The organism is Microbacterium sp. KHB019, from assembly GCF_037285405.1.
Classification (GTDB): Bacteria; Actinomycetota; Actinomycetes; order Actinomycetales; family Microbacteriaceae; genus Microbacterium.
Map to the genome: position 1 here is coordinate 732,885 of NZ_JBBDHF010000001.1, position 25,076 is coordinate 757,960.

Genomic DNA, 25,076 nt, shown 5'->3' on the forward strand with positions numbered 1-25,076 from the left:
CCACATGAGTCCCCTCTCGCGCCTCCGCGAGGACATCGCCGCCGCGCGTCTGCGCGACCCCGCCGCTCGTACGGGCCTCGAGGTCGCTGCGCTGTACCCGGGGCTGCACGCCGTCTGGGCGCACCGCGCCTCGCACGCGCTGTGGCGTCGCGGACTGCGTCTTCCCGCACGCGCGAACTCGCAGCTCGCTCGGGCGCTGACCGGGATCGAGATCCACCCCGGCGCGAAGATCGGCCGGCGGTTCTTCATCGACCACGGTTCAGGCGTGGTGATCGGGGAGACCGCAGAGATCGGCGACGACGTGATGCTGTATCACGGGGTGACTCTCGGCGGTCGTACCAGCGACGACACCGGCAAGCGGCATCCCACCCTCGCCAACGGCGTCGTCGTCGGAGCTGGTGCGAAGATCCTCGGGCCGATCACGATCGGACGCAACACCGTGGTCGGCGCGAACGCCGTCGTGACTAAGGATGCCCCGGAGGAGAGCATCCTCACCGGCGTCCCCGCTCGTGCTCGCAAGCGACGTGGCCACGACGATTTCAGCGACCTGCGCCTCGCCTCCGACTACTCGATCTGACTCAGCCCTTCCGCCGCTCTTTCGCGTCACGCTTGAGGAAGATCATCGGCAGCAGCAGCGTGCACAGCGCTGTCACGATCCAGACGATCACCGCGCCGACGATCCAACCGGCGGCATCCGTTATCCGCAGGCCGCCGATCGGCAGCAGCACGACGACGATCAGGGCGACGAGCGTCGAGACGATGCCGATGCCCCCGGTCAGCACCGGGGCGTAGCGGTCAGCGAGTCTCGCGATCAGCGGGCTCAACGCACTCTGCAGGATCGCGAAGATCACGATGCAGATGACGAAGCCCCACCAGCGATCCCACTGGATCATGAAGCCGGGCAGGACGAGATCCGCGACGATCAGTCCGATCGCCGCAGAGGCGAGGAAGACGAACAGTCGAATGAGAAAGGTGATCACGCCGCCGATCCTAGACCCGGACGGCGCGCAAGGTCAGTCTCCGCCGACAGCGGCGAGGCGCGCCTCTTCATCCGCCGTGATCGCGGACTCGATGATCGGATCGAGTGCACCGTCCATGACCTGATCGAGGTTGTACGCCTTGAAGCCGGTGCGGTGATCCGCGATGCGGTTCTCGGGGAAGTTGTAGGTGCGGATCCGCTCCGACCGGTCCATGCCGCGGATCTGGGACTTGCGGGCATCGGATGCCGCGGCATCCCGTTCCTCCTGCTGCTTGGCGAGCAGGCGGGCGCGCAGCACGCGCATACCGGCCTCGCGGTTCTGCAGCTGGGACTTCTCGTTCTGCATCGAGACGACGATGCCGGTCGGCATGTGCGTGATGCGCACCGCAGAGTCGGTCGTGTTGACGGACTGCCCGCCAGGGCCGGACGAACGGTAGACGTCGATCTTCAGGTCGTTCTGGTCGATCTGAAGCTCTTCAGGTTCATCGACCTCTGGGAACACGAGCACGCCGGTGGTCGACGTGTGGATGCGGCCCTGCGACTCGGTCGCCGGGACGCGCTGCACGCGGTGCACGCCGCCCTCGTACTTCAGGTGCGCCCACACGCCCTGCGCAGGGTCGGAGCTCGAGCCCTTGATCGCGATCTGGACGTCCTTGTAGCCGCCGAGGTCCGACTCGTTGCGGTCGAGCAGCTCGGTCTTCCATCCCTTATGAGCGGCGTACTGCGTGTACATGCGCAGCAGGTCGGCCGCGAACAGTGCGGACTCGGCGCCGCCCTCCCCCGCCTTGATCTCCATGATCACGTCGCGGGCGTCATCCGGGTCGCGCGGAATGAGCAGGCGACGCAGTCGTTCCTGCGTCTGCTGCACGTTCTCCTCGAGGGAAGGGATCTCCTCGGCGAACGCGTCGTCGTCCTTCGCGAGCTCACGAGCCGCATCGAGGTCGTCGACTGCCGCGATCCACGCGTCATGCGCGGTGACGATGCGGCTGAGCTCGGCGTAGCGCCGATTGACGCGCTTCGCGCGGGCAGCATCGGCGTGCACCGCCGGGTCGGAGAGCTCCTCCTGCACCCGGCGGTGTTCGTCGATCAGAGCCTGAACGGACTCGAACACGCCGTATCTCCTGAGCGGATCAGCGGATGCTGTTCTCGTGCCCGTGGCTGTGTCCACCGGCGACAGGAGCGGGCATCGACTTCTGCATCTGCACGAGGAACTCGACGTTCGACTGCGTCTCCTTGAGCTTGCCGAGCACGACCTCGAGGGCCTGCTGGGTGTCGAGGCCGGCGAGGGCGCGACGCAGCTTCCAGGTGATCTTGACCTCATCCTGCGACAGGAGCATCTCCTCACGGCGGGTGGACGACGCGTTGACGTCGACGGCCGGGAAGATGCGCTTGTCGGCGAGGGCGCGCGACAGGCGGAGCTCGCTGTTGCCGGTGCCCTTGAACTCCTCGAAGATGACCTCATCCATCTTGGATCCGGTCTCGACGAGAGCCGTGGCGAGGATCGTGAGCGATCCGCCGTTCTCGATGTTGCGAGCGGCTCCGAAGAAGCGCTTCGGCGGGTAGAGCGCTGCAGCGTCGACGCCACCGGTGAGCACACGGCCCGAGGTGGGCGTGGCGATGTTGTAGGCACGGCCGAGGCGGGTGATCGAGTCGAGAAGCACGACGACGTCGCGACCGAGTTCCACGAGGCGCTTCGCGCGCTCGATGGCGAGCTCGGCGACCGTGGTGTGGTCTTCTGCCGGACGGTCGAACGTCGAGGCGATGACCTCGCCCTTGACGGTGCGCTCCATGTCGGTGACCTCTTCGGGGCGCTCATCGACCAGCACGACCATGAGGTGGACTTCGGGGTTGTTCTGAGCGATCGCGTTCGCGATCTGCTGCAGGACGATCGTCTTGCCGGCCTTCGGCGGCGCGACGATGAGACCGCGCTGCCCCTTGCCGATCGGAGCGACGAGGTCGATGATGCGCTGCGTGAGCTTTTCAGGAGCGGTCTCGAGTCGCAGGCGCTCCTGCGGGTAGAGCGGCGTGAGCTTGCCGAACTCGACGCGGGTGGCGGCGTCCTCGACGGACAGGCCGTTGATCGAGTCGACCTTCACCAGCGCGTTGTACTTCTGGCGGCCCTGCTGCTCGCCCTCGCGGGGCTGCTTGATGGCGCCGACGATCGCATCGCCCTTGCGCAGGTTGTACTTCTTCACCTGGCCGAGCGAGACGTAGACGTCGCTGGCGCCGGCGAGGTAGCCGGTAGTGCGCACGAACGCGTAGTTGTCGAGCACGTCCAGGATGCCGGCGATCGGGATCAGGACGTCGTCCTCGCCGATCTCGGTCTCGAACTCGTCGGATGCGCCACCGCTGGTGCGGCGCTTGTTGCGCTGGCGGCCGCGGCCGTTGCCCTCGTCATCGGAGGAGGCGTTCTGCTGGGCGTCCTGGCCGTTCTGACCGTTCTGCGCGTTTCCGCCGCGGCCACGGCTGCGGCTGCGGTTACGGCTGCGGCTGCGGCCGGAGCCCTCGTCGCCGTCACCGGCGTCGGAGCCGTCGGCATCGCTCTGCTTGTCATTCTGGGTCTGATCCGCCTCGGCCGGCTTCTCCGACTTCGTGGACTTGCCTGCGTCAGCGGCCTCGGGCTGGGAACCGGACTTGGCGTCGGACTTCGCGTCTTCACCGGTGGGTGCTGCGTCTGCTGCGGGCTCGGTCTTCTTGGTGCGGCGTCCCCGGCCCGACTTGGGAGCGGCCTCGGCGGGTGCCTCGGCTGCGTCGGATGCTGCGCTCTCGGTTGCCGGCGCTGGTGCGTCCGCCTCGGCGGACGCGGTGTCGGCGTCAGCCTTCTTCGCGCGGCTGCGGCGCGGTGCCTTCGCCTTGGGCGCGTCAGCGGCCGGCGCGTCGGCAGCAGGTGCCGCCTCAGCAGCGGCAGGTGCAGCGACCGGTGCTGCGTCAGCGGCAGGAGCCGCCTCGGCGCCCTTGGCAGCTGCTGTCGCCGTCGTCGCCCGACGCGGAGCGCGCTTGCGCGGAGCCGTGGTCTCGGTTGCGGTGCTGTCGGCGGCTGGAGCCGAAGCGTCGGTTGCCGACTGGTCGTTCTGGGTCTCGGAGAAATTCTCCACGAGTACTCCCTTATATGTCGTGGGAAATGAGCATGTCTCGCGCACAACGGGTGCTGTGCGCGATCGCACGGACAGACGCTCGGCGTCCGCCAGCCAGCACCGGAAAAGCAGTACTGGGGGTTGCGTGCGGGTCTCGCAGAATTGCGATGGGGGTCAGAGTCACGAAATTACGTGGAACCCTCCGCTCGTTCCCTTACTGTACCACCACGCACGTCGACGGCCAGCATGAGGCCCTCCCACGGAGTGTCAGTGACGGAATCGGCGAGTTCCTTCGCCTCCTGGCGACCGCCAGGACCGTCGCAGAGGACCAGGACGCTGGGCCCCGCACCGGAGACGACGGCCGCGAATCCGGCCGAGCGGAGCGCCTGCACGAGCGCATGAGTCTCTGGCATGGCCTCGGCACGGTAGTCCTGATGCAGTCTGTCCGCTGTTGCATCGAGCAGCAGTTCTGGGCTCTGCATGAGCGCAGCGATCAGCAGTGCTGTGCGAGAGACGTTGAACACGGCATCCTCGCGGGACACCTGCGGCGGCTGCAGCGAACGGGCGAGCGTGGTCGACATCGTCCGCTCAGGGACGAGTACGAGCGGGGCGACACCACGGTGAACGAGCAGCTTCTTGTGCTGCGGTCCGCTCTCGCCAGTCCAGGCGATCGTCAGACCGCCGAACAATGCCGGAGCGACGTTGTCCGGGTGTCCCTCGAGCTCTGTCGCCAGTCGGAGCAGGTCGGCATCGGAGAGCTCGACGTCACCGGCGAGGAGTCCCTTTGCTGCGAGAACCCCCGCCGTCACCGCGGCGCCGGACGACCCCAGCCCTCGACCGTGCGGGACGCCGTTCCTGGCCGTGATCCGCAGCCCTGGCATCTCGCGACCCACGGACTTGTAGACATGCTCGATCGAACGCACGACGAGGTTCGACTCGTCGCGCGCGATCTCATCGGCACCCGACCCGGAGACGTCGATCTCGAGGCGGTCGCCGTCGAGCGCCGTGACGGTCAGTTCGTCGTACACGCTCAGTGCGAGTCCGAGGGTGTCGAACCCGGGGCCGAGGTTCGCGCTGGTGGCTGGAACCTGCACCTGCACCGTGCGCCCCTCGACAGCCGCCATCACTCGCCTTCCACGCGCAGCACGGAGACGACGCGCTCGACGACGTCACTCGCGGCGAGCTTCTCGACCGTGTCGCTGAGCGCCTGATCTGCGGCGCGGTGCGTGCCGATGATGAGGCGCGCTGTGGGGTCGTCCTCGCCCTGCACCGTCTGCACGACGGTCGCGACGGACACGCCGCCCTCGGAGAGGATGCCGGCGACAGTGGCCAGAACACCTGGCTGGTCGTTCACCTCGAGGGTGATCTGGTAGCGCGTGATGACGTGCCCGATCGGAACGGTCGGCAGGTTCGCTCGCGTCGACTCCCCGACCCCGACGCCGCCGGCGATGTGGCGTCGCGCTGCCGAGACGACGTCGCCGAGAACGGCGGACGCCGTCTGGACGCCGCCGGCACCGGCGCCGTAGAACATGAGTGAACCGGCGGCCTCGGCTTCGACGAATACGGCGTTGTTGGCACCGTGCACCGAGCCGAGCGGGTGTGTACGAGCCACGAGCGCGGGGTAGACGCGCACCGAGATCGACTCGGATCCGTCGACCGTGATGCGCTCGCACACGGCGAGCAGCTTGATGACGAATCCGGCCGCGCGGGCCTCTTCGATCATCGCCGGCGTGATGGCGGTGATGCCCTCGCGGTGCACGGCGTCGAGAGGGACGGCGGTGTGGAAGGCGAGGGATGCCAGGATCGCCGCCTTCTGCGCGGCGTCGTAGCCTTCGACGTCGGCTGTCGGGTCGGCTTCGGCATAGCCCAGGCGCTGCGCGTCGGCGAGCACCTCGGCGAAGTCGGCGCCCTCGCTGTCCATGCGATCGAGGATGTAGTTGGTCGTGCCGTTGACGATTCCCATGATGCGGACGACGCGGTCGCCGGCGAGCGAATCGCGCAGCGGCCGGATGATCGGGATCGCGCCGGCCGCAGCCGCCTCGTAGTACACCGAGGCGCCGACCTGATCGGCCGCCTCGAACAGCTCGGTGCCGTGGGTCGCCAGCAGCGCCTTGTTGGCCGTGACGACGTCTGCTCCGGAGTTCAGAGCGAGCAGCAGGTTGCCGCGTGCCGGTTCGATGCCGCCCATGAGCTCGATGACGATGTCGCTGCCGACGATGAGGCTGTCCGCATCGGTGGTGAACAGCTCCTTCGGGAGCTCCACATCGCGCGGAGCATCCACGTCGCGGACGGCGATGCCGGCGAGCTCGAGCGACGCGCCGGCACGGTCTGCCAGCTCGTCGCCGTGGCGCAGCAGCAGGTCGGCGACCTGTGAGCCCACGGCGCCGGCGCCGAGAAGCGCCACGCGAAGTCGTCGATACTGGTCGCTCGATTGGGGCTGGGTCATCGTGCTCCTTCGTTCGTGCTGATTCCGGCATCCCGCGCGAGCAGGTCATCGATGGTCTCGCCGCGCACGATCACGCGCGAGCTCCCACCGGAGACCGCGACGACAGCGGGACGCGGGACATGGTTGTAGTTGCTGGCCAGCGAGGCGCAGTACGCACCCGTCGCCGGGACGGCCAGCAGGTCGCCAGGGGCGACATCATCGGGGAGGTACTCGTGGTCGACGACGATGTCTCCCGACTCGCAGTGCCGTCCGACGACGCGGGAGAGCGTCGGCTCGGCGTCACTGGTGCGCGAGGCGATGCGGGCGGAGAACTGCGCGCCGTACAGCGCCGGCCGCGCGTTGTCGCTCATGCCGCCGTCGACGCTCACGTACAGACGGCTGGCGCCGGAGTCGAGGCTGACCGGCTTGGTCGTGCCGACTTCGTACAGCGTCACTCCGGCAGTGCCGACGATGGCGCGGCCGGGTTCGAACGCGAGCGTCGGCAGCGGGATGCCGCGTTCGGCGCATCCGGACGCCACGGCGTCGACGATCTCCGAGGCGAGACGGGCGATGGGCGTCGGGTCGTCGACGCTCGTGTAGGCGATGCCGAAGCCGCCGCCGAGGTTCAGGATCGGGATCTCGCCGCCGGCGCGCAGCGCCTGGTGGAGTTCGAGCACACGGGCAGCTGACTCGCGGAACCCCGCGACGCCGAAGATCTGCGATCCGATGTGGCAGTGCAGCCCGGCGAACTCCAGCGACGGCAGTTCACGGATGCGAGCGACGGCGGTCTCGGCATCCGCGAACGGCATGCCGAACTTCTGGTCTTCGTGCGCCGTCGCGAGGAAGTCATGGGTCTCGGCGTGCACACCGCTGTTCACCCGCACCAGAACGCGCTGCACGATGTCGAGGCGGGAGGCGGCGGCGGCTATGCGCTCGATCTCGATCGCGCTGTCGACGATGATCGTGCCGACGCCGGCGGCGACAGCCCGCTCGATCTCGGACGGGAGCTTGTTGTTCCCGTGGAAACCGATCCGCGCAGCATCCACGCCGGCGGCAAGTGCGACCTCGAGCTCACCGCGCGTGCACACGTCGACGCCCAGCCCCTCTTCGGTCACCCAGCGAGCGACTGCGGTGGACAGGAATGCCTTGCCCGCGTAGTAGACGCGAGCCGTCGTGCCGTGCTGGGCGGTAGCCGCCGCGAATGCGTCGTGGAACTCGCGCGCCCGACTGCGCACCTCGTCTTCGTCGAGCACCAGCACCGGTGTTCCGTGTTCGTGGACGATCTCGGACACCGGCATCCCGCCGAGGACGATCTCTCCATCGGCAGCGCGGTTCGCGGATGCCGGCCACACTCCTGCTGCGAGCGCATTCGCGTCGTCTGGCACGACGAGCCATTCCGGGGCGAGCGGATCTGCAGGGGGAAGCACACAGCACCAATCATGGGAGGGAAACCCCGGTGAAGACGGGCCACTCGAGGTTGCCCCGATTCTATGGCACCTGCCAGGGCGACCTGGCACCGCGCAACCCCCTCGCCGCCTCAATCCGAGATTCATTACGGTGAAGGCATGGAGATTATCAAGTCCGTGATCGCCTGGGTGCTGCGCCTGAGGGTCGTTCGAGCGTATCTGCTGTACTCCGAGCGTCGCGGTCCGATGCTCGCCGACAGCGTCACCTATCGCGCTCTGTTCAGCGTCTTCGCCGGGCTCCTGCTCGGATTCTCCATCGCTGCGATCTGGCTCGCCGGCAACCCGGACGCGTGGAAGCCGATCCTCGATGCGATCGACTCGGCCGTGCCGGGCCTGGTCGGGCCGGACGGTGTCGTGAAGGACCCGACGGAGATCGAGCCGGCCGGGTTCACGATCACCGGAATCATCTCGCTCGTCGCGCTCATCGGTGCCGCGTTGGGCGCGATCGGGGCCCTGCGGACGGCGGTGCGCAGCATCGCGGGCACCGTTCAGGACGACGTGCTCTTCGTCTGGGTGATCCTGCGCAACCTCGCGCTGGCCCTCGGGATCGCCGTCGCGTTCATCGCTGCGGCAGCGGTGACCTTCCTCGCCCGTATCGGCCTCGGCTTCGTCACCGACCTGCTCGGCCTGGCAGACGACTCCGTCATCGCCGAGTGGAGCATCCGCGTCGTCTCGCTGCTTGTCGTGTATGCCCTCGACGTGGCCCTGATCATCGGGATCTTCCTGCTGCTGTCCGGTCTGCGCGCGCCGGCGAAGGCGATGTGGGGAGGCGCGTTGCTGGGAGGCATCGGGCTCGTCGTCCTGCAGGAGCTTTCGAGCCTGTTCGTCGGCGGGGCCACCTCGAACCCGCTGCTGGCGACGTTCGCCTCGCTCCTGGCGCTGCTGATCTGGATGAACCTCTCCAGCCAGGTGATCCTCATCTCGTGCGCGCTCATCACCACCGGAGCAGAGGAGGCGCACGATCGGATCTCGGCGACGTACGGGGCGCGGACGTTCGCGCAACGGCGCGTGCAGCGCGCTCAGCAGGAGGTCGCGATCGCGACACGGGCCCTGCGTTCGGCGGAGGAAGCGGAATCCGCCGAACGGAATTCCGGCGAGAAGCAGAAGAGCTAGTCGCAGGAGCCGTTCTGCTGGAGGCTCTCGTCCGTCGCAATGGCACCGTCCACGTCGACGTCGATCACGGCCTCCGTGCCGTCGATCTTCAAGCCGGTAACGGTAAGACCTGCGGGCAGTTGATCGGCGATGCACACGCGCTGCGGCTCGGTGATCCGCGACGCCGCGTCGCCAAAGCGCTCAGCGATGTCCGCGGCGTTCAGAGTGAGACCGGCGACCTCCAGTTCGACCGGGGTCAGCACGATGTCACCGGCATCCGCGCCAGGCGTCACGGTGAGTGCGACCGGCACCGGCATGCCGAATACCTCGAAGCTGCCGGACGCCGTCACATCGGGCTCCGCGAACGTCACCGTGTCGATGGGCAGATCGGATGCCGTGACGAGCGCCGTGAACTGCTCCTGGTCGATCCGCACGGTGCCGTGCGCATCGGTGAGGTCGCCGCCGCGCAGCGGGATGCCGGTGGCCGTCACGTCGGCGGACCCTGTGATGCCGCCGAATGTCACCGCGTCCGTCGACAGGTGCAGCTCGTCGAGTCTTCCGCCGATCAGCTGCGGCAGCAGGATCCCCGCCGCGTCCACGTCGAGCTGCTGGTCCTGGGGCAGCTCGAGCTGGTCGATGACGATTCCGCGTACGACGCCGGGCAGGATGGCCCTGGCCAGGAGTTCTCCGGCGACAGCGAGTGCGGCCAGCACCAGCACGATGACGAGCACGACCCACGGCCAGCGCGCGCGACGCCTGGCGGGGCGCGGCTCGTCTCCCCTGCCGGGGATCACGAGCGTCGGATGCTCCGACGACGGCTCCGGGTAAGGCAGGGTCTGGTGCTCGTCGCTCATGGCTTCGCTGCTCCTGATGTCACATGCGCTCGGGCGCCGAGACGCCGAGCAGATCGAGGCCGTTGCGCAGGACCTGCCCCGTGGCGTCGTTCAGCCACAGACGCGTGCGGTGCACACTCTCGATCGGGTCGTCGCCGAGCGGCGTGATCCGGCAGTTGTCGTACCACCGGTGGTAAAGGCCGGCGAGTTCCTCGAGGTAGCGCGCGACGCGGTGCGGCTCGCGAACCTCGGCCGCGAACGCGACGATGCGCGGGAACTCCTGCAGGGCACCGAGCAGCGCCGATTCCGTCTCGTGGGAGAGGGTCTCGGGGGCGAACTCGCTGCGTTCGATGCCAGAGTCTGCGGCGTTGCGGCTCGCGTTGTGCGTGCGGGCGTGCGCGTACTGAACGTAGAACACGGGGTTGTCGTTGGTGCGCTTCTGCAGCAGCTCCGGGTCGAGGTCAAGCGGCGAATCGGCCGGCGAGCGCTCCAAGGAGTACCGGAGCGCGTCGGTGCCGAGCCAGTCCAGCAGATCATCCATCTCGATGATGTTTCCGGCGCGCTTGCTCAATCGAGCGCCGTTGATCGACACCATCTGACCGATGAGCACCTGGATGTTCTTCTCCGGGTCCTCACCGGCGGCACCCGCGACGGCCTTCAACCGGTGCACGTAGCCGTGGTGATCGGCACCGAGCAGATAGATCTTGTTCTGGAAGCCCCGGTCGCCCTTGTTCAGGTAGTAGGCCGCGTCGGCAGCGAAGTACGTGTACTCGCCATTGGAGCGCCGGATGACGCGATCCTTGTCGTCGCCGAAGTCTGTGGTGCGCACCCACACGGCACCTTCCTCGTCGAAGACGTGACCCTGCTCGCGCAGTCGATCAAGCGCCTGGTCGATGAGGCTGGTGCCTGCTGCACTCTTGGCGTGCAGGGTGCGCTCGGAGAACCAGACGTCGAAGGGAACGTTGAAGCGATCGAGTGAATGCTTGATCTCGGCGAGCTGGTACTCGTAGCCGAGATCCTCAGCCACGCGGAGCTTCTCGGCCTCGGGGAGGTCGAGAAGGTCGGGACGCGACTCGAGCACGCGCGCGGCGAGCGACGCGATGTATTCGCCCGGGTAGCCGCCCTCCGGCGTCGGCTCGCCCTTGGCCGCCGCGACGACGGAAGCCGCGAACCTCTGCATCTGCGCGCCGGCATCATTGATGTAGTACTCACGGACCGCGTTCGCGCCGCTGGCGAGCAGCAGGCGGACGATGGAATCGCCGAGGGCCGCCCAGCGCGTGTGCGCGATGTGCAGCGGGCCGGTCGGGTTCGCCGAGACGAACTCGACGTTGACGCTCACCCCCTGCTGCGAATCGTTGCGGCCGTACGCGTCGCCGGCTTCGACGATGGTCTTGGCGAGCACGCCGGCCGCGGCCGCGTCGAGACGGATGTTGATGAATCCGGGGCCGGCGACCTCTGCGCTGGCGACGCCGTCGATGACGACGAGGCCGTCCGCGATCTGCTGAGCCAGCTCGCGCGGGTTCGTGCCGAGCTTCTTCGCGAGGCGCATCGCGAGATTCGACGCCCAGTCGCCGTGGTCGCGGTTGCGGGGGCGCTCCAGCGGGATGTCGGACGCATCGATGTCGAGCGCCTCGTCGGGTCGCAAGGATGCCGCGATCGGCGTGACGACGGCGAGGATGGCTTCGGCGAGAGTGTCGGGATTCATATCCCCTCGATTCTAGGGCGGGAGTTGGTGTTCACCTTCCGTTCGCTTACCCTCTTCCCATGGGTTGGGGAGGTACGCGTCGGCGGAGCCGCGCGACAGTGATGGTCGTCGTCCTCGTGGCGGCGGTGTCAGCGGCGATTCTGGGCGTCTGGCGGCCGTGGGTGCCACAGGCTCTGGACGCGCCGCTTCTCGCGTCCGACGAGGTCGTCGTCGTCGCTCCGACGCCGCTCGTACTCCCTGAGAACCCTAGAGTGCTCGTGTTCGGCGACTCGTGGACGTACGGCTCAGCGGCCAGCGACCCGACCCTCGGATACGCCTACGTTCTCGCCGATCTGCTGCAGGGCGAGACGATCGTCGACGGCGTGCGCGGCAGCGGTTACCTGAAGCCCGGTCTCGACGGTCCGGCCTTCGGCGAGCGCATCACCGCGCTGGATGCTTCGATCGCTCCCGATCTCGTCATCGTCCAGGGGTCGATCAATGACCGTGCGCAGGGCGCGGAGGGCTATCGGGACGCGGTGACGGCCGCATGGGACGCTCTGGCCGCGAAGTTCCCCGAGACGGCGATCGTCGTCCTGGGTCCGGCGCCGCATGAGCTCCCGGTCGGTGCGGAGACGGCCCGGATCGACGCGGACCTTGCGGCGCTCGCCGGCGCGCGGGGCTGGTGGTACATCTCCCCCGTCAAGCAGGATTGGATCACCGATCAGAACTACCTCGACGTCATCGACGTCGACCTCGGCAACAAGCATCCGTCCACCGACGGCCACCGCTACCTCGCCGAGAAGGTTGCCGCCGCTCTCGCGGATATCGAGGCCGCCCCCGTGACCGAAGCGGGCGGTGCGGAGACCACCCCCGGTCAGTGATATCGTCGTTCGGTACGCCTCCGTAGCTCAGTGGATAGAGCGCCGGTTTCCGGTACCGTAGGTCGCAGGTTCGACTCCTGTCGGGGGCACGTGCAGAAGGCCGCTCATCGAGCGGCCTTCGTCGTTTCTAGAGGCGATCGATCGCCTTCTGAGCGGTCGACACGTCCTGCTGCGCCTCATGGAGGCGCTCGCGGGCATCGCCTCGGAGCGCGTCGACCTCATCGCTCTCCTGCTCCCGCCCCTTGAGCTCCTGCCGCGTGCGCTCGAGTTCCTGCTCGAGTTCCTCGATCCGCGCGCTGAGCCGCTCGGACTTCTCGGCGACCGACTTCGCCTTGCGCTCCAGTGCGTCTCTGTCCTGTTCCGCCTTCTTCAGCGCGCGCTCTGCGGAGCGCAGCTCGTCCTCGGCGGCCTTGCGTGCGCGGCGTGCCGCCAACTCATCCGGTCTGGTCGGGGCCGGTACGGCTGCTGACGCGACATCCAGGTCACCGGCGACGGCATCGGACACCTCTGCGGAGTCTTCGCCCGCGGCGTCCAACGGGCGGATCAGCCTTCCGGACGCCACGGCGAGCGCCGCATCGGCACGGAACATCGCCGCGTTCAGCGTCTGCTCGACGGCATCCGTCGTGGCCGGCGTGATCTTCTCCCCTCGAGCGCTCGCGAGCTCGCTCGCCTGTTGCGCTAGTGCGCCGACGAGCGCACGACGCTGCCGCCCCAGCGCCGAGAGTGCGCGTGCATCCAAGTCGTCCTGCGCCTCGCGTAGCTCACTCGCCAACTCGAGAGCACCGCGCAGGGCCGCTGCCTGTTCACGCGCGAACAGGTTCACGACCCACGCGGCGAGCAACGGCTTGCGGAGCGCACGAACCCGCTTCGCGCGCGCGGCATCCGCCAGCTGCTTGGCACGAGCGTCGCGCGCCGCGGTGAACTCCTTCGGCGGCAGCGCGTACAGCTCGGTCGCGATGTCCTCGAGTGTGACGTCCGCTTCCCGTGCCATCGTCCCATTGTGCCCGAGCCCTTCCGCTCTGCCTAGAATCACCGGATGGACTACGTCGACCTCGCTGAGCGCTTCATCGCGGCCCGATTTCCGAAGGCATCCATCGCGGTGATCGGCGGCAGCACGTCTCGCGGCGAGCGCACTCGGACGAGCGACATCGATCTCCTCCTCATCGGCGACGATCTGCTGCCCGACGGTGAGATCGGCGCTGCCCTCACCCTCGAGTTCGAGCGCGAGGCCTTCGAGGTGTTCGCCTACACGCCGCAGGGATTCGACGAGTGGGCGCAACGCAGCGTCGCGCAGCACCGTCCGGTCATCGTCCACATGCTCGTCGAGGGCACCCCGGTTCGGGCAGGCATCGAACTCGTGACGCTGCGCGCCACCTGGTCCGAACGACTCGATCGCGGCCCATCCGTCGACGCCCACGAGCTGGACTTCCGCCGATACGTCATCACCGACGTGCTGGACGATCTGCGCGACGCGACTGACCCGCTCGAGCGTCGCGTCATCGCCGCGACCGTTTTCGAGCGCACGGCAGAGCTCATGCTCCTCACCGCCGGCCGGTGGATCGGCACGGGCAAGTACCTGCCCAGGCGACTTCGTGAACTGCCGGCTGAGCGCGTCGACGAGCTGGCCGTGCCGTATCTGAGCGGAGACTTCGACCAGCTGGCGGATGCCGTGGAACGCGAACTCGACGCTGCGGGCGGCAGACTGCAAGCCGGCTTCGCCCGCTGACGCCCGGCGCGTGGAGCACCGTAACGGGCGTCAGCACGCACACCGCACGATCTACGATGGAAGCACGACCCGGCATCCATCCCCGAGCACGAACGAGGTTCCTGACGTGCAGTACATCTCCACACGCGGCGGCACGCTCGGACAGTTCAGCGACGTCCTCCTCGAAGGGCTCGCCCCCAACGGCGGCCTCGCCGTTCCAGAGCACCTCCCCCGGCTCGGCGCCGACGATCTCGAGCGCCTGCGCGTGCTGACCTACCCGCAGCTCGCGACCGAGATCATCGGCCTGTTCGCCACCGACATCCCCCGTCAGGATCTCGCCCGTCTCACCGACGCCGCCTATGGCGACGGCAAGTTCGCCGCCGAAGAGGTCGTACCGCTGACCGCGATCGACGATCTGACGCTCGTCGGGCTCTCCGAAGGCCCGACCCTCGCGTTCAAGGACATGGCGATGCAGTTCCTCGGTCAGGCGCTCGAGTACGTCCTCGAAAACCGCGACGGCGTGCTCAACGTCGTCGGCGCGACCTCCGGAGACACGGGCTCCGCCGCCGAGCACGCCCTGCGCGGCCTCGACCGCGTCTCCGTCTTCATGCTCTCGCCGCAGGGGCGCATGAGTGCGTTCCAGCGCGCCCAGATGTATTCACTGCAGGACGAGAACGTGCACAACATCGTCGTCGAGGGCGTCTTCGACGACTGCCAGAACCTCGTCAAGCGCCTGAACACCGACCTGGACTTCAAACGAGCGCACAGCATCGGCGCCGTGAACTCCATCAATTTCGGACGCATCTCGGCGCAGATCGTCTACTACGTGTGGGCGTGGCTTCGCGCGACGGACGCCATCGCCGAAGCCGACCGCTCATCCCATCACGTCTCGTTCGCTGTCCCCTCGGGCAACTTCGGCAACATCCTCTCGGGCCACTACGCCCGCACCATGGGCGTCCCGATCCGCCGTCTCGTGCTCGCCACGAACGAGAACAACGTGCTCGACGAGTTCTTCCGCACCGGTCAGTACCGCCCGCGCACCTCGGCGGACACCCTGGCGACATCGAGCCCGTCGATGGACGTCTCGCGCGCGTCGAACCTCGAGCGATTCGTGTTCGACCTGCTGGGCCGCGACCCCGAGCGCACCGCCGCCGCCTGGCACGAGCTCGAAGAACGCGACGAGATCGACCTGTCGGCAGAGCTCGGCCGTTTCGAGGCCGAGTTCGGCATCGTCAGCGGCACGAGCACGCACGACGACCGACTCGCAACCATCCGCGACGTCCACGAGCGGACCGGCGTCACGATCGACCCGCACACTGCGGACGGCGTGAAGATCGCCCGCGAGCAGCTCGAGGACGGCATCCCGATGCTCGTGCTCGAGACCGCCAAGCCCGCGAAGTTCGCCGACCTCATCCAGGAGGCACTCGGCGAGAGTCCTGAGTTGGATGCCGACACGCGAGCCCTGCTGGATGCGCCGCAGCGCGTGGTCGAGATGCCGGATGACGAGCAGCAGTTGCGGGCCTACATCTCCGAGCGTGCCCTGCACGCGTAGCCGCTCCGGTTTACGAGAAGGGCGTTCGGCGCTTTACTCGAGGCATGGTCGACACGCTCGCAGAAATTCTCGACAGGCACGTCGCGCAGGGCACGGCACCGAGCATCCTCGCCGTCACCGGCCGAGCAGGTGACCCGCTCGAGTTCACCGCTGCTGGCGACGTGCAGCAGGACGCCCTCTTCCGGATTCAGTCGATGACCAAGCCGGTTCTCGCCGTCGCCGCCCTCCGGCTCGTCCAGAACGGCCTGATCGACCTGAGCGACCCGGTCGAGAGGTGGCTTCCCGAGCTCGCCGACCGACTTGTCCTGCGCGCGCCCGACTCGCCGCTGTCCGACACCGAGCCCGCGCACCGGTCGATCACGGTCCGAGACCTCCTGACCAACACATCGGGTTTCGGCATGATGACGTCGGAGTCTCCGCTGAAGCAGGCGATGGTCGACAATCTCACCGAGGCGGGCTCGGATGCCGTCGCGCTCGGAGCCCAGGATTGGCTCGACGCCCTCGCCGAACTTCCGCTCGCCTTTCACCCCGGCACCGGATGGCGCTACCACCACTCGTTCGGCATCCTCGGGATCCTGCTCTCCCGCGTGGTCCAGGCGCCGCTCGAAGATCATCTGCGTGCAGACCTGTTCGATCCGCTCGGTATGCCGGATACCGGCTACACGGTTCCGAAGGATCAGGCGCACCGACTGCCTGCCACCTACCGCCACGACGAGTCAGGAAGTCTGGCGCAGGTCGAGCCCGCCGGCGGGGGCTTCTACGTGGCTCCGGCGCCCTTCGATCTCAGTCACGCCGAGCTCGTCTCCACGGCGGCCGACTACGCAGCGTTCGCATGCATGCTCGCGAACGACGGACGCCACGGCGCCGACGCGATCCTGGAGCCGGAGCTCGTCGATCAGATGCGCACCGATCAGGTGCCGGCATCCGTCAAGACCGACGACAGCTTCTTCCCCGGCTTCTGGAACGGCGTCGGATGGGGCTACGGGGTCGCCGTCGAGACCGCAGGCGAACACTCCGGGCGCTACGGCTGGTCGGGCGGCCTCGGCACAGACCTCTCCATCTCGCCTGATGGATCCTTCTGCCTCGTGCTGACGCAGGTCGAGATGGGCGATCAGATCATGGGACTGTTCAGGGACGTGCTGGCATGACGAAGGTCGACTTCAAGAAGACGCTCGACGCGTATCGTGCGCGAAAGGGCCGCTTCGACCTCGTCGACGTGCCGGCGATGTCGTACCTGATGATCGACGGGCAAGGCGACCCGAACACGTCACCGGAGTTCACGACGGCCATCGAGGCGCTCTACCCGATCGCCTACGGACTCAAGTTCGCCAGCAAGCGCGACCTCGACCGCGACTACACCGTCATGCCGCTCGAAGGCCTGTGGTGGGCGGACGACCACGCTTCGTTCACATCGTCGCGCGACAAGTCGGCGTGGCACTGGACGCTGATGATCATGCAGCCCGAATGGGTCGACCATGCGATGCTCGCGGATGCCGTCGCCAGGGCATCCGCCAAGAATCCGGATGTCCGCGCCGACGAGGTGCGCCTGGAGTCGCTGCACGAGGGCCTGTGCGCCCAGACGCTGCACGTCGGCAGCTACGACGATGAGGCGCCGGTGCTCGCCACGATGCATGACGAGTTCATCCCCGAGCACGGCCTGCGGTTGACGGGAACGCACCACGAGATCTACTTCAGCGACCCCAGACGCGGCGACCCGGCCAATCGCCGGACGCTGCTGCGTCAGCCCGTTCGTACGGTCAGCTGATCGCGACGGCCACGGCGAGCGCGATGACCGCCAGCAGCGGCAGTCCGCCCTGCAGCAGCGCGGAGCGTGCCATCTTCGGGTTGGAGAGCACGAGGACGAGCGCGGCTGCGAGCATCATTCCCACACCGGCGAAGATCAGGGTGAGACCGACGGTCGCCTGACCGGACAGCACCAGGACGATCCCGAGCAGCGCCGCGATCGCGAGGAACAAGTTGTAGAAGCCCTGATTGAACGCGAGCGGCTTGGTGACCTGGGCATCCGCTTCGCTGGCGACCCCGAAGATCTTCCTGGTCGCTGGCTCGGTCCACCGCACCGATTCGAGCACGAAGATGGACACGTGGAAGGCAGCCGCGAGCGCGGCGAGCAGAAGACCGACGAAGAGCATGCGTTGATTCTGCACCCTGATCGGGCCTCAGACGAGGAAGACAGGCAGCAGTCCCGGATTGTGCGCGTGCACCAGGACGGCGAACACGACGGCGTCGAACAGCAGATGCACGGTCACGACGTAGGCGAGCGAGTGGGTCCGCAGGAAGATGTAGCCCTGCAGCAGCGCGAACGGGATGGTCAGCGCCGGACCCCACTCGCGGTAGCCGAGCTCCCACAGGAACGACACGAACACGATGGCCTGCAGCACGTTCGCCGCAGCATCTGGAAAATGCCGGCGGAGCAGCGCGAAGACCGTGCAGATGAAGAACAGCTCGTCCCAGATGCCGACGGCGCCCACGCCGACGAACAGGCGTGCGACGAGGTCGGGGGAATCGACGACGGGCCAGTTCTGATAGACGCCGCTGGTGATGAAGTAGAACGGCAGGATCAGCCAGCCGAGCACGAGCACGGCGACCAGCCAGCCCCATTGCAGTCGACCCCAGCGCTTGCGCGTACGCCACGGGAAGGAGATCGCGCGGTCGCGGTAGACGAACCGAGAGATCACGTACGGGATGACCACAGCGCCGCCCAGGGCGAGGGTGAAGCGCAGCATCGCCAGATCGTCGAGCTCGGCCGCCAGCGGGATGCTGCTGACGATCAGCATCCCCAGTGCGATCAGCGACAGATCACGGGTGAGCGACGAACCGGATGCCGTGACCGCACTCCGCTCGATGATCCATGCGGTTCCGACGCCGGCGGCCATCAGAAGCCAGCCCAGCCACGGCACCTGCGCGACGAAGAACGCGGGAGCGGCGAGGCACACGAGCAGCGCAGGGGCGAGGCTCGGCATCCAGCGCTCGCCGGCGCTGGTCACCCTCGGTGCTTTCGCCGGTAGACCAGATCGCGGATCTCCCGACCCTTGGCGATGCCCTTCCGCTCGAAGGCTGTCATGACGCGACCGTCGAATCGTGCCGCCCACTCCCCCTCGAACGCCCGCTCGAACAGGGGCTCGGCGTCGAGCACCTCGCGCATCTGGAGCGCGTAGTCCTCCCAATCCGTTGCGAGGCGCAGCAGGCCCCCATCGGCGAGGGCGCGGGCCGCAGCATCCCCGAAGCCGGGGCGGATCAGTCGCCGCTTGGTGTGGCGCTTCTTGTGCCAGGGGTCGGAGAAGAAGATCCAGACCTCGGCTGCGCCGCCCTCCGGCAGGTAGGTCGAGAGCACCTCCGGCGCGTTCGCCTCGATCAGTCGCAGATTGCGGACGCCCGCCTTGTCGGCATCCAGCATCGTGCGCGCGAGCCCCGCACGGAACACCTCGACGGCGAGGAAGTCATCATCGGGGCGAGCAGAAGCCGCCGACACGATGGCGTGCCCCTGGCCGGAGCCGATCTCGACGATGAGCGGCGCGCGGCGCCCGTACTCGGCCGCCGGATCCATCCGAGCCTCCGGGTGCACGCTCGTCCACGCGATGTCACGAGGCACCTCGAGCAGATAGTTTGGGGCGAGTTCGTCGAAAGCGCGTTCCTGTGCCTCCGACATCCGTCCGCTCCGGCGCACGAAGGAGACCGGTTCATCGCGGAAAGTACGGGGTTCGGGCATGTGTCCAGATTACCGGGCGGGCTCTGTGACGAAGTCGATGAGCTCCTCGACGCGGCCGAGCAGCGCGGGCTCCAGATCACGGTATGTACGCACCTTGCTGAGGATGTGCTGCCAGGCCCTGCCGGTATCGCCCTGCGACTCGTACGGCCACCCGAACGCCTTGCAGATGCCGGTCTTCCAATCGGTGCCGCGCGGGATCTCGGGCCAGCGACCGATGCCGAGCGTCTGCGGCTTCACGCACTGCCAGACGTCGATGAAGGGATGCCCGACGATCTTCAGGTGCCTGCCGTGCGGGCCGCGCAGGATGGCGTCCGCGAGCCGCGTCTCCTTGGACCCGGGCACGAGGTGGTCGACCAGCACGCCATAGCGGCGCGTCGCGCTCGGCGGCTCGCTCGCGAGCAGCTCGTCGAGCTTGTCGACGCCTTCCAGATACTCGACGACGACTCCCTCGACACGCAGGTCCGCACCCCAGACCTTCTCGACGAGCTCGGCATCGTGTTTGCCCTCCACGAGGATGCGACTGGGCAGCGCGACTCGAGCGCGATGATCGGCGACGGCGAACGATCCGGATGCCGTGCGTCTGACCCCCTGCTTCGATGCGGCCGGGACGGTGAGCCGCACCGGTTCACCGTCGATCATGAATCCGCCCCCGAGCGGGAACACCCGCTTGCGCCCGACTCGGTCCTCGAGCTCGACGTGCCCGCCCTGCACACGGGTCACCGCTCCGCAGTACCCGTCGTCGGCGACCTCGACGACCAGATCGCGCTCGGCCGCGATGTCACGGACCTTCTTCGCGCCGCGATCGCGCCACCCAGCAGCGAGCACGTCAGAGCCGTACATATCGTCCATGCCATCCAGGGTATGTGTCAGTGCGGGCTTCCCTGCGGCGACACAGACTGTTTCCCTAGAGTCGCTATCGTCTGTCGTCGGTAGTGAATAGACTCGGAGCGCACGGGGCCAGTGGCCTCGCGGAGGGAGTGCAATGCGGACTCGGTTTACGGTCGTTCTGGGGCTGATCGTGGCGATGTTCGCTTCGGGGTGGGCAGCCTCCGCCGCCTTCGCCGCGCCGCCGGTGACCCTCGACTCCGGTTTCGTGACCGACGAGGCGGGCGTGCTCTCGTCCAACGAACTCGAAGCCTTGAACAGCAGACTCACCGCCCTCGCGGAAGCGAACGGCGGAGACCTCTACGTCGTGTTCGTCGATGAGTTCTCCGATCCGTCGGACAGCGTGGCGTGGACCGACCGGACCGCCGTCGACAACGGTCTGGCCGTCGACCAGTATCTGATCGCCGTCGCGGTGGATGCCGGCCAGTACGCGATCTCGGCCGATGCGAACGGTCCGCTCAGCGACGGTGAGGTCGACCGCGTCGTGCAGGCGATGGAGAACGGCTTGCGAGCCGGCGACTGGGACGGCGCCGTGATCGCCGCCGCCGATGCCTTCCCCGGGCAGGGAGCGAGTGTCGACGGAGGCGGCATCGTCTGGATCGTCGTCATCCTCGTCGCGATCGCGGCGGTGATCCTGATCATCGTGCTCGCGGTTCGCTCGCGGAACAAGAAGAAGCGGGGCGCCGTCGCGACGATCCCCGACCCCGACGACCCGTACTCTTCGGTCAACGACGAAGAGCTCGAGAAGCAGGCGGGCACCGCGCTCGTGCAGGCCGACGACGCCATCACCTCGAGCCGTCAGGAGCTCGGCTTCGCCGTGGCCCAGTACGGTGACGACTCCACCCAGGAGTTCACGCACGTCGTCGAGTCGGCTCACGCCAAGGTCGCCGAGGCCTTCTCGCTCAAGCAGAAGATCGACGACGAGGTGCCCGACACGGTGGAGCAGCGCCGCGCCTGGCACATCCAGATCATCCAGCTCTGCGATGAAGCCGACGATCTGCTGAACGAGAACATCGAGGCCTTCGAAGAGCTGCGCAAGCTCGAGGCAGAGGCACCGCAGGCGCTCGAGCGCATCAAGGCTCGACGCGCGACGGCGGAGCAGACTCTGGCCACGGTCGAACCCGCGCTCGCGGCTCTCGGGCAGACGTACGACGGCGCGGCCCTCGCGACGGTGCGCGACAACTCCTACCAGGCACAGCAGCGTCTCGCACTCGCCGATTCGGAGATCGCCGAAGCCGGCGCTGCGATCGCGGCGAACAAGAACGGCGAAGCCGCCTTCTCGATCCGCACGGCAGAGGAGGCCGTCGAGCAGTCCGAGCATCTGATCGACGCCGTGACGACCCTCGGATCGAACCTGACCGCTGTCGAGGATCAGGCACGCGCGATGATCACCGATCTCGAAGCCGACATCGCCGCGGCCGGAGCCATGCCGGATGCACAGGGCCAGCTCGCCCCGATCGTCGCTAGGACCCGCTCGAACATCGACGCGGCCCAGACCGCTCTGCAGGGAACGTCGCGCAATCCGCAACAGGTTCTGGACGCTCTGGGCGCCGTGAACACCGAGATCGACGGTGCACTCGGCCACGCACGTGAGACGAGCGAGCAGGCGCAGCGCACGGCGCGCATGCTCGAGCAGCGCCTGACCCAGGCGCAGGCGCAGATCGCCACGACGAACGACTTCATCAGCACCCGACGCGGCGCGATCGGCGCCATGGCACGCACCCGGCTGTCCGAGGCGAACTCGGCCTACGCCGAAGCCATCGCCGCGCAGGGTGCTGACCCGGTCCTCGCCCTCGACCGCGCGACGCGCGCGTACAGCCTGGCCTCGGAGGCGCTCGCGTCGGCGCGCAGTGAGGTCGACACATTCAACACCGGCGGGTGGTCCGGCGGCCTCGGGGGCGGCTACGGCGGCGGTTACAACAACCGCGGCAGCGACCTGGGCGGAGCCATCCTCGGCGGCATTCTCGGCGGCCTGTTCAGCGGCGGAGGCGGAGGCGGTGGAGGCGGTGGTTGGAGTTCCGGTGGCGGGTGGCGCTCCAGCGGCAGCAGCCGCAGCAGTCGCCCATCGAGCTTCGGCGGCGGCTCACGCAGCAGCTCCCGAAGCGGAGGCCGGTCACGAGGGGGTCGGTTCTAGCATCCGCTCCTTCTTCGCACGCTCACGAACAGCACGAACTCGAACGACCCCGTTCCAACCGAAAGGAAACACCATGGCCAAGCAGTCCATCTTCAGTCGCATCTCGACACTCATGAAGGCGAACATCAACGCCCTCATCGATCAGGCCGAAGACCCGCAGAAGATGATCGATCAGCTCGTCCGCGACTACACCAACAACGTCGCTGACGCCGAGGCCGCCATCGCCGAGACCATCGGCAACCTGCGCCTGCTCGAGCGCGACCACGAGGAAGACGTCCAGGCGGCCAAGGACTGGGGCAACAAGGCGATCGCTGCGAGCCGCAAGGCCGACGAGCTGCGCAGCTCCGGCAACACCGCCGACGCCGACAAGTTCGACAACCTCGCCAAGATCGCCCTGCAGCGCCAGATCGGCGAGGAGCGCGAAGCGAGCGCGGCCGAGCCCACCATCGCCTCGCAGACCGAAGTCGTCGACAAGCTCAAGAGCGGCCTGAACGGCATGAAGGAGAAGCTCGGCGAACTCAAGGCCAAGCGCAGCGAACTCCTGGCCCGCGCGAAGGTCGCCGAGGCGCAGACCAAGGTGCAGGACGCGGTCTCGTCGATCAACCTACTCGACCCGACCAGCGAGCTCGGACGCTTCGAGGACAAGGTCCGCCGGCAGGAGGCTCTCGCCCAGGGCAAGGTGGAGCTCGCGGCGTCCAGCCTCGACGCGCAGTTCGAGAGCCTGGATGACCTTGGCGAGCTCACCGAGGTCGAAGCCCGCCTCGCGGAGCTCAAGGCCGGCGGCTCATCGCAGTCGCGGGCGCAGCTCGAGTCCTGAGGCTCCGGATGCCCCGGGCCTCGTGCCCGGGGCATCTCCGTTAACCCCCGCATCACCGTCACATCCCAGGAGGTCCCCGTGGCCCGATTCCTCGTCGTCCCGCAATGGCAGGGGTCTCCATCTGCCAGGGCGATGCTTCTCGTCGACGGTGCATCCGCGATCGCCGGCGACCTGCCCCGCAACGCCACGACCGTGCTCGACATCCCGCTGGAGGCCGGCGAAGCCCTGGGCACCGGCGTGCACCGATTGAGCTCGCTGCAGCGGATCCGGGCGATGATCGCCGAAGCGATGACACCCGACACCGTTCTGGTCGGCGGCGACTGCAGCGTCACCGTCGCCGCTCTCGACACGATCGATCTGAGTGACGTCGCACTCGTCTGGTTCGACGCGCATCCCGACCTTCACACGGATGAGACCTCGCCGTCCGGGGCGTTCTCGGGCATGGCGCTGCGCGCGATCCTCGGCGAAGGCGAGCGGCAGCTCGCCCTGTCCCCCGGGCTCCCGGCCGAGCGCGTGATCGTCGCCGGCGCGCGCGTCCTCGACGACGCCGAAGAGGATCCGTTGTCACGCCTGACGCAGCTCTCCGTCGACGAGCTCGATGATGCGGAGTCGCTCGCGAACGCGGTCGAGCGCACCGGTGCGTCCCGCGTGTGGGTGCACATCGACGTCGACGTCCTCGATCCTGCCGAGATGGCAGGCGTCTCCACCGCCGCTCCGTTCGGCGCCACTGCAGCCGCACTGTCATCCGCCGTTCGTGCACTCCGCGAGCGTGTTCCGCTCGCCGGCGCGACGATCGCCGGCTTCGCTCCGCGCTCCCCGCTGGATGCGGTCGACGACCTCGGTGCTATCCTCCGACTCGTGGCGGCCGTGGCATGACACCGACGTCGCACACCGTGCCCGACTGGCAGCCGGCCGCTGACGCCGCGGTGGAACGGGGTCGCAGATTCGACCGCCGCATCCCGTCGTTCCTGCTCCGCTCACCGATCAGCCGGATCGGTTACGCCTGGGGAACGGCCGTCGGATGGGTATGGGGGTCCCTGTGGAGCACGGGTCCCGTCGAGCGACGAGCGGGCCTGTGGGTCTTCCGGGGCATGCCGAAGTGGACCTTCAACCGCGGCGGGGTGTGCGTCGGCGGCTGCTACCTGACAGGGGACACGAACCCGACCGACGCGGTGCTGCGGCACGAGGCCGTGCACAAGGCGCAGTGGTTGACGTACGGATTCCTCATGCCCGTGCTGTATCTGTTCGCCGGGCGGAACCCGTTGCGGAACAGGTTCGAGATCGAGGCGGGTCTCGAGGACGGGAACTACGTCCGCTCTAAATAGCGGTCCCTGAGCCTGTCGAAGGCGCAGGCAGCAGACCGAAGCGTTCTGGGGCGCTGATCGTGGATGCCGGGACATCGAGCGTTCCGGTCAGGTGCTCGACGATGTCGGCCGTGCCGAGGTAACCGCCGAAGAGCGTCACATGCGTCGGGAGCTCGCTGTCGCAGAGCATCTCGTCCGCCCACGCGCAGGTGGCTCGCGCCAGGGCGGCCCCCGGTGCGCAGGAGCGACCGGTGCCAGGCGCCCCGGAGCGCGACGAGCGCGCGAGCCAGGTGACCGTCATCCGGGCCGGCGCGTCGATGACGCCGATGTCGCTCGCGTCAGGCACCTCGATGAACACGCGTCCGGAGGCGCACAGCGGGAGCGTCGCCAGGAACGTCTCGAGCTCGAGCAGCGAGTTCTCGTCGGCCGTCACCAGGTGGTGCGAGCGCAGACGAGCGGCCCGGCGCTGGGCGCGGCCGCTGCGAACGTCGATGGACATCGTCATGATTCCTTCATCA

The 25,076-nt window shown here is 68.0% G+C and carries 25 protein-coding genes and 1 tRNA gene; 12 read left to right on the forward strand and 14 right to left on the reverse strand.

Annotation, left to right across the window (positions count from 1 at the left end):
• The first annotated feature begins 4 nt into the window (after positions 1-4).
• Positions 5-577, forward strand: coding sequence for a serine O-acetyltransferase EpsC (gene epsC, locus KHB019_RS03645; protein WP_230102286.1), 573 nt, complete (start codon positions 5-7; stop codon positions 575-577).
• Between the two features lies 1 nt (position 578).
• Here the strand turns inward: epsC and KHB019_RS03650 are convergent, their stop codons facing one another.
• From KHB019_RS03650 to lysA, 6 genes are all read right to left on the reverse strand, one after another.
• Positions 579-980, reverse strand: a complete 402-nt coding sequence (locus tag KHB019_RS03650) for a phage holin family protein (RefSeq protein ID WP_230102285.1) — start codon at positions 978-980, stop codon at positions 579-581.
• A 33-nt stretch (positions 981-1,013) separates the two neighbouring features.
• Complete coding sequence (prfA, locus tag KHB019_RS03655; RefSeq protein ID WP_230102284.1) at positions 1,014-2,090, reverse strand: peptide chain release factor 1; 1,077 nt, start codon at positions 2,088-2,090, stop codon at positions 1,014-1,016.
• A gap of 19 nt (positions 2,091-2,109) precedes the next feature.
• A complete protein-coding gene (gene rho / locus KHB019_RS03660; protein WP_337458087.1) occupies positions 2,110-4,074 on the reverse strand; it encodes a transcription termination factor Rho in 1,965 nt (654 codons plus the stop codon).
• Positions 4,075-4,241: 167 nt separating this feature from the next.
• The gene (gene thrB / locus KHB019_RS03665) at positions 4,242-5,177 is read right to left on the reverse strand and encodes a homoserine kinase (protein WP_230102282.1); all 936 of its coding nucleotides are present in this window, start codon (positions 5,175-5,177) and stop codon (positions 4,242-4,244) included.
• Positions 5,177-6,499: a homoserine dehydrogenase gene (locus KHB019_RS03670; protein ID WP_230102281.1), complete on the reverse strand. Its 1,323-nt coding sequence runs from the start codon at positions 6,497-6,499 to the stop codon at positions 5,177-5,179. The genes thrB and KHB019_RS03670 overlap by 1 nt, the downstream gene beginning before the upstream one ends.
• Positions 6,496-7,905, reverse strand: a complete 1,410-nt coding sequence (gene lysA, locus KHB019_RS03675) for a diaminopimelate decarboxylase (RefSeq protein ID WP_230102280.1) — start codon at positions 7,903-7,905, stop codon at positions 6,496-6,498. Before lysA ends, KHB019_RS03670 begins: the two co-directional genes overlap by 4 nt.
• A 138-nt stretch (positions 7,906-8,043) precedes the next feature.
• Between lysA and KHB019_RS03680 the strand changes: the two genes are divergently transcribed.
• Complete coding sequence (locus KHB019_RS03680; protein WP_230102279.1) at positions 8,044-9,057, forward strand: YihY/virulence factor BrkB family protein; 1,014 nt, start codon at positions 8,044-8,046, stop codon at positions 9,055-9,057.
• Here the strand turns inward: KHB019_RS03680 and KHB019_RS03685 are convergent.
• Together KHB019_RS03685 and argS are read right to left on the reverse strand one after the other, a co-directional pair.
• Positions 9,054-9,890 carry an LmeA family phospholipid-binding protein gene (locus KHB019_RS03685; RefSeq protein ID WP_337458088.1) on the reverse strand — a complete coding sequence of 279 codons (837 nt, stop codon included), beginning with the start codon at positions 9,888-9,890 and terminating at the stop codon, positions 9,054-9,056. The two genes, KHB019_RS03680 and KHB019_RS03685, sit on opposite strands and share 4 nt — an antisense overlap.
• Positions 9,891-9,909: 19 nt before the next feature.
• On the reverse strand, positions 9,910-11,574 hold the full coding sequence (argS, locus tag KHB019_RS03690; protein ID WP_230102277.1) for an arginine--tRNA ligase: 1,665 nt from the start codon (positions 11,572-11,574) through the stop codon (positions 9,910-9,912).
• Positions 11,575-11,633: 59 nt separating this feature from the next.
• Between argS and KHB019_RS03695 the strand changes: the two genes are divergently transcribed.
• Complete coding sequence (locus KHB019_RS03695; protein WP_230102276.1) at positions 11,634-12,434, forward strand: SGNH/GDSL hydrolase family protein; 801 nt, start codon at positions 11,634-11,636, stop codon at positions 12,432-12,434.
• Between the two features lie 16 nt (positions 12,435-12,450).
• Positions 12,451-12,523, forward strand: a tRNA-Arg gene (locus tag KHB019_RS03700).
• Between the two features lie 38 nt (positions 12,524-12,561).
• On the opposite strand, the gene KHB019_RS03705 is transcribed toward KHB019_RS03700, so the two are convergent.
• The gene (locus KHB019_RS03705; protein ID WP_337458089.1) at positions 12,562-13,425 is read right to left on the reverse strand and encodes a transposase; all 864 of its coding nucleotides are present in this window, start codon (positions 13,423-13,425) and stop codon (positions 12,562-12,564) included.
• Between the two features lie 45 nt (positions 13,426-13,470).
• Between KHB019_RS03705 and KHB019_RS03710 the strand changes: the two genes are divergently transcribed.
• The 4 genes from KHB019_RS03710 to KHB019_RS03725 all read left to right on the forward strand — a co-directional run bounded on the left by KHB019_RS03710 (position 13,471) and on the right by KHB019_RS03725 (position 17,456).
• Positions 13,471-14,160, forward strand: a complete 690-nt coding sequence (locus KHB019_RS03710) for a nucleotidyltransferase domain-containing protein (RefSeq protein ID WP_230102274.1) — start codon at positions 13,471-13,473, stop codon at positions 14,158-14,160.
• Positions 14,161-14,266: 106 nt separating this feature from the next.
• Complete coding sequence (thrC, locus tag KHB019_RS03715) at positions 14,267-15,691, forward strand: threonine synthase (RefSeq protein ID WP_337458090.1); 1,425 nt, start codon at positions 14,267-14,269, stop codon at positions 15,689-15,691.
• 44 nt (positions 15,692-15,735) lie between these two features.
• Positions 15,736-16,839: a serine hydrolase domain-containing protein gene (locus tag KHB019_RS03720; RefSeq protein ID WP_230102272.1), complete on the forward strand. Its 1,104-nt coding sequence runs from the start codon at positions 15,736-15,738 to the stop codon at positions 16,837-16,839.
• The gene (locus KHB019_RS03725; RefSeq protein WP_337458091.1) at positions 16,836-17,456 is read left to right on the forward strand and encodes a GyrI-like domain-containing protein; all 621 of its coding nucleotides are present in this window, start codon (positions 16,836-16,838) and stop codon (positions 17,454-17,456) included. Before KHB019_RS03720 ends, KHB019_RS03725 begins: the two co-directional genes overlap by 4 nt.
• On the opposite strand, the gene KHB019_RS03730 is transcribed toward KHB019_RS03725, so the two are convergent.
• From KHB019_RS03730 to KHB019_RS03745, 4 genes are read right to left on the reverse strand one after another with little or no spacing between them, the layout of a single operon-like run.
• Positions 17,449-17,841, reverse strand: coding sequence for a DUF1304 domain-containing protein (locus KHB019_RS03730; protein WP_337458092.1), 393 nt, complete (start codon positions 17,839-17,841; stop codon positions 17,449-17,451). The genes KHB019_RS03725 and KHB019_RS03730 overlap by 8 nt on opposite strands.
• A gap of 27 nt (positions 17,842-17,868) precedes the next feature.
• Positions 17,869-18,672, reverse strand: coding sequence for a CPBP family intramembrane glutamic endopeptidase (locus KHB019_RS03735; protein WP_337458394.1), 804 nt, complete (start codon positions 18,670-18,672; stop codon positions 17,869-17,871).
• A 20-nt stretch (positions 18,673-18,692) separates the two neighbouring features.
• Positions 18,693-19,418 carry a tRNA (guanosine(46)-N7)-methyltransferase TrmB gene (gene trmB, locus KHB019_RS03740; RefSeq protein WP_337458093.1) on the reverse strand — a complete coding sequence of 242 codons (726 nt, stop codon included), beginning with the start codon at positions 19,416-19,418 and terminating at the stop codon, positions 18,693-18,695.
• 9 nt (positions 19,419-19,427) lie between these two features.
• Positions 19,428-20,267 (reverse strand): DUF3097 domain-containing protein, encoded by an 840-nt coding sequence (locus tag KHB019_RS03745; protein ID WP_325471398.1) that lies wholly within the window; start codon positions 20,265-20,267, stop codon positions 19,428-19,430.
• 133 nt (positions 20,268-20,400) lie between these two features.
• Between KHB019_RS03745 and KHB019_RS03750 the strand changes: the two genes are divergently transcribed.
• From KHB019_RS03750 to KHB019_RS03765, 4 genes are all read left to right on the forward strand, one after another.
• A complete protein-coding gene (locus tag KHB019_RS03750) occupies positions 20,401-22,437 on the forward strand; it encodes a TPM domain-containing protein (RefSeq protein WP_337458094.1) in 2,037 nt (678 codons plus the stop codon).
• Between the two features lie 73 nt (positions 22,438-22,510).
• Positions 22,511-23,254 carry a PspA/IM30 family protein gene (locus KHB019_RS03755; RefSeq protein ID WP_337458095.1) on the forward strand — a complete coding sequence of 248 codons (744 nt, stop codon included), beginning with the start codon at positions 22,511-22,513 and terminating at the stop codon, positions 23,252-23,254.
• Between the two features lie 78 nt (positions 23,255-23,332).
• On the forward strand, positions 23,333-24,130 hold the full coding sequence (locus tag KHB019_RS03760; protein ID WP_337458096.1) for an arginase family protein: 798 nt from the start codon (positions 23,333-23,335) through the stop codon (positions 24,128-24,130).
• Positions 24,127-24,579: a Fe-S oxidoreductase gene (locus KHB019_RS03765; RefSeq protein ID WP_337458097.1), complete on the forward strand. Its 453-nt coding sequence runs from the start codon at positions 24,127-24,129 to the stop codon at positions 24,577-24,579. Before KHB019_RS03760 ends, KHB019_RS03765 begins: the two co-directional genes overlap by 4 nt.
• Here KHB019_RS03765 and KHB019_RS03770 read toward each other — a convergent pair.
• Positions 24,572-25,063 carry an SIP domain-containing protein gene (locus tag KHB019_RS03770; protein WP_230102262.1) on the reverse strand — a complete coding sequence of 164 codons (492 nt, stop codon included), beginning with the start codon at positions 25,061-25,063 and terminating at the stop codon, positions 24,572-24,574. The two genes, KHB019_RS03765 and KHB019_RS03770, sit on opposite strands and share 8 nt — an antisense overlap.
• Positions 25,064-25,076 lie beyond the last annotated feature (13 nt).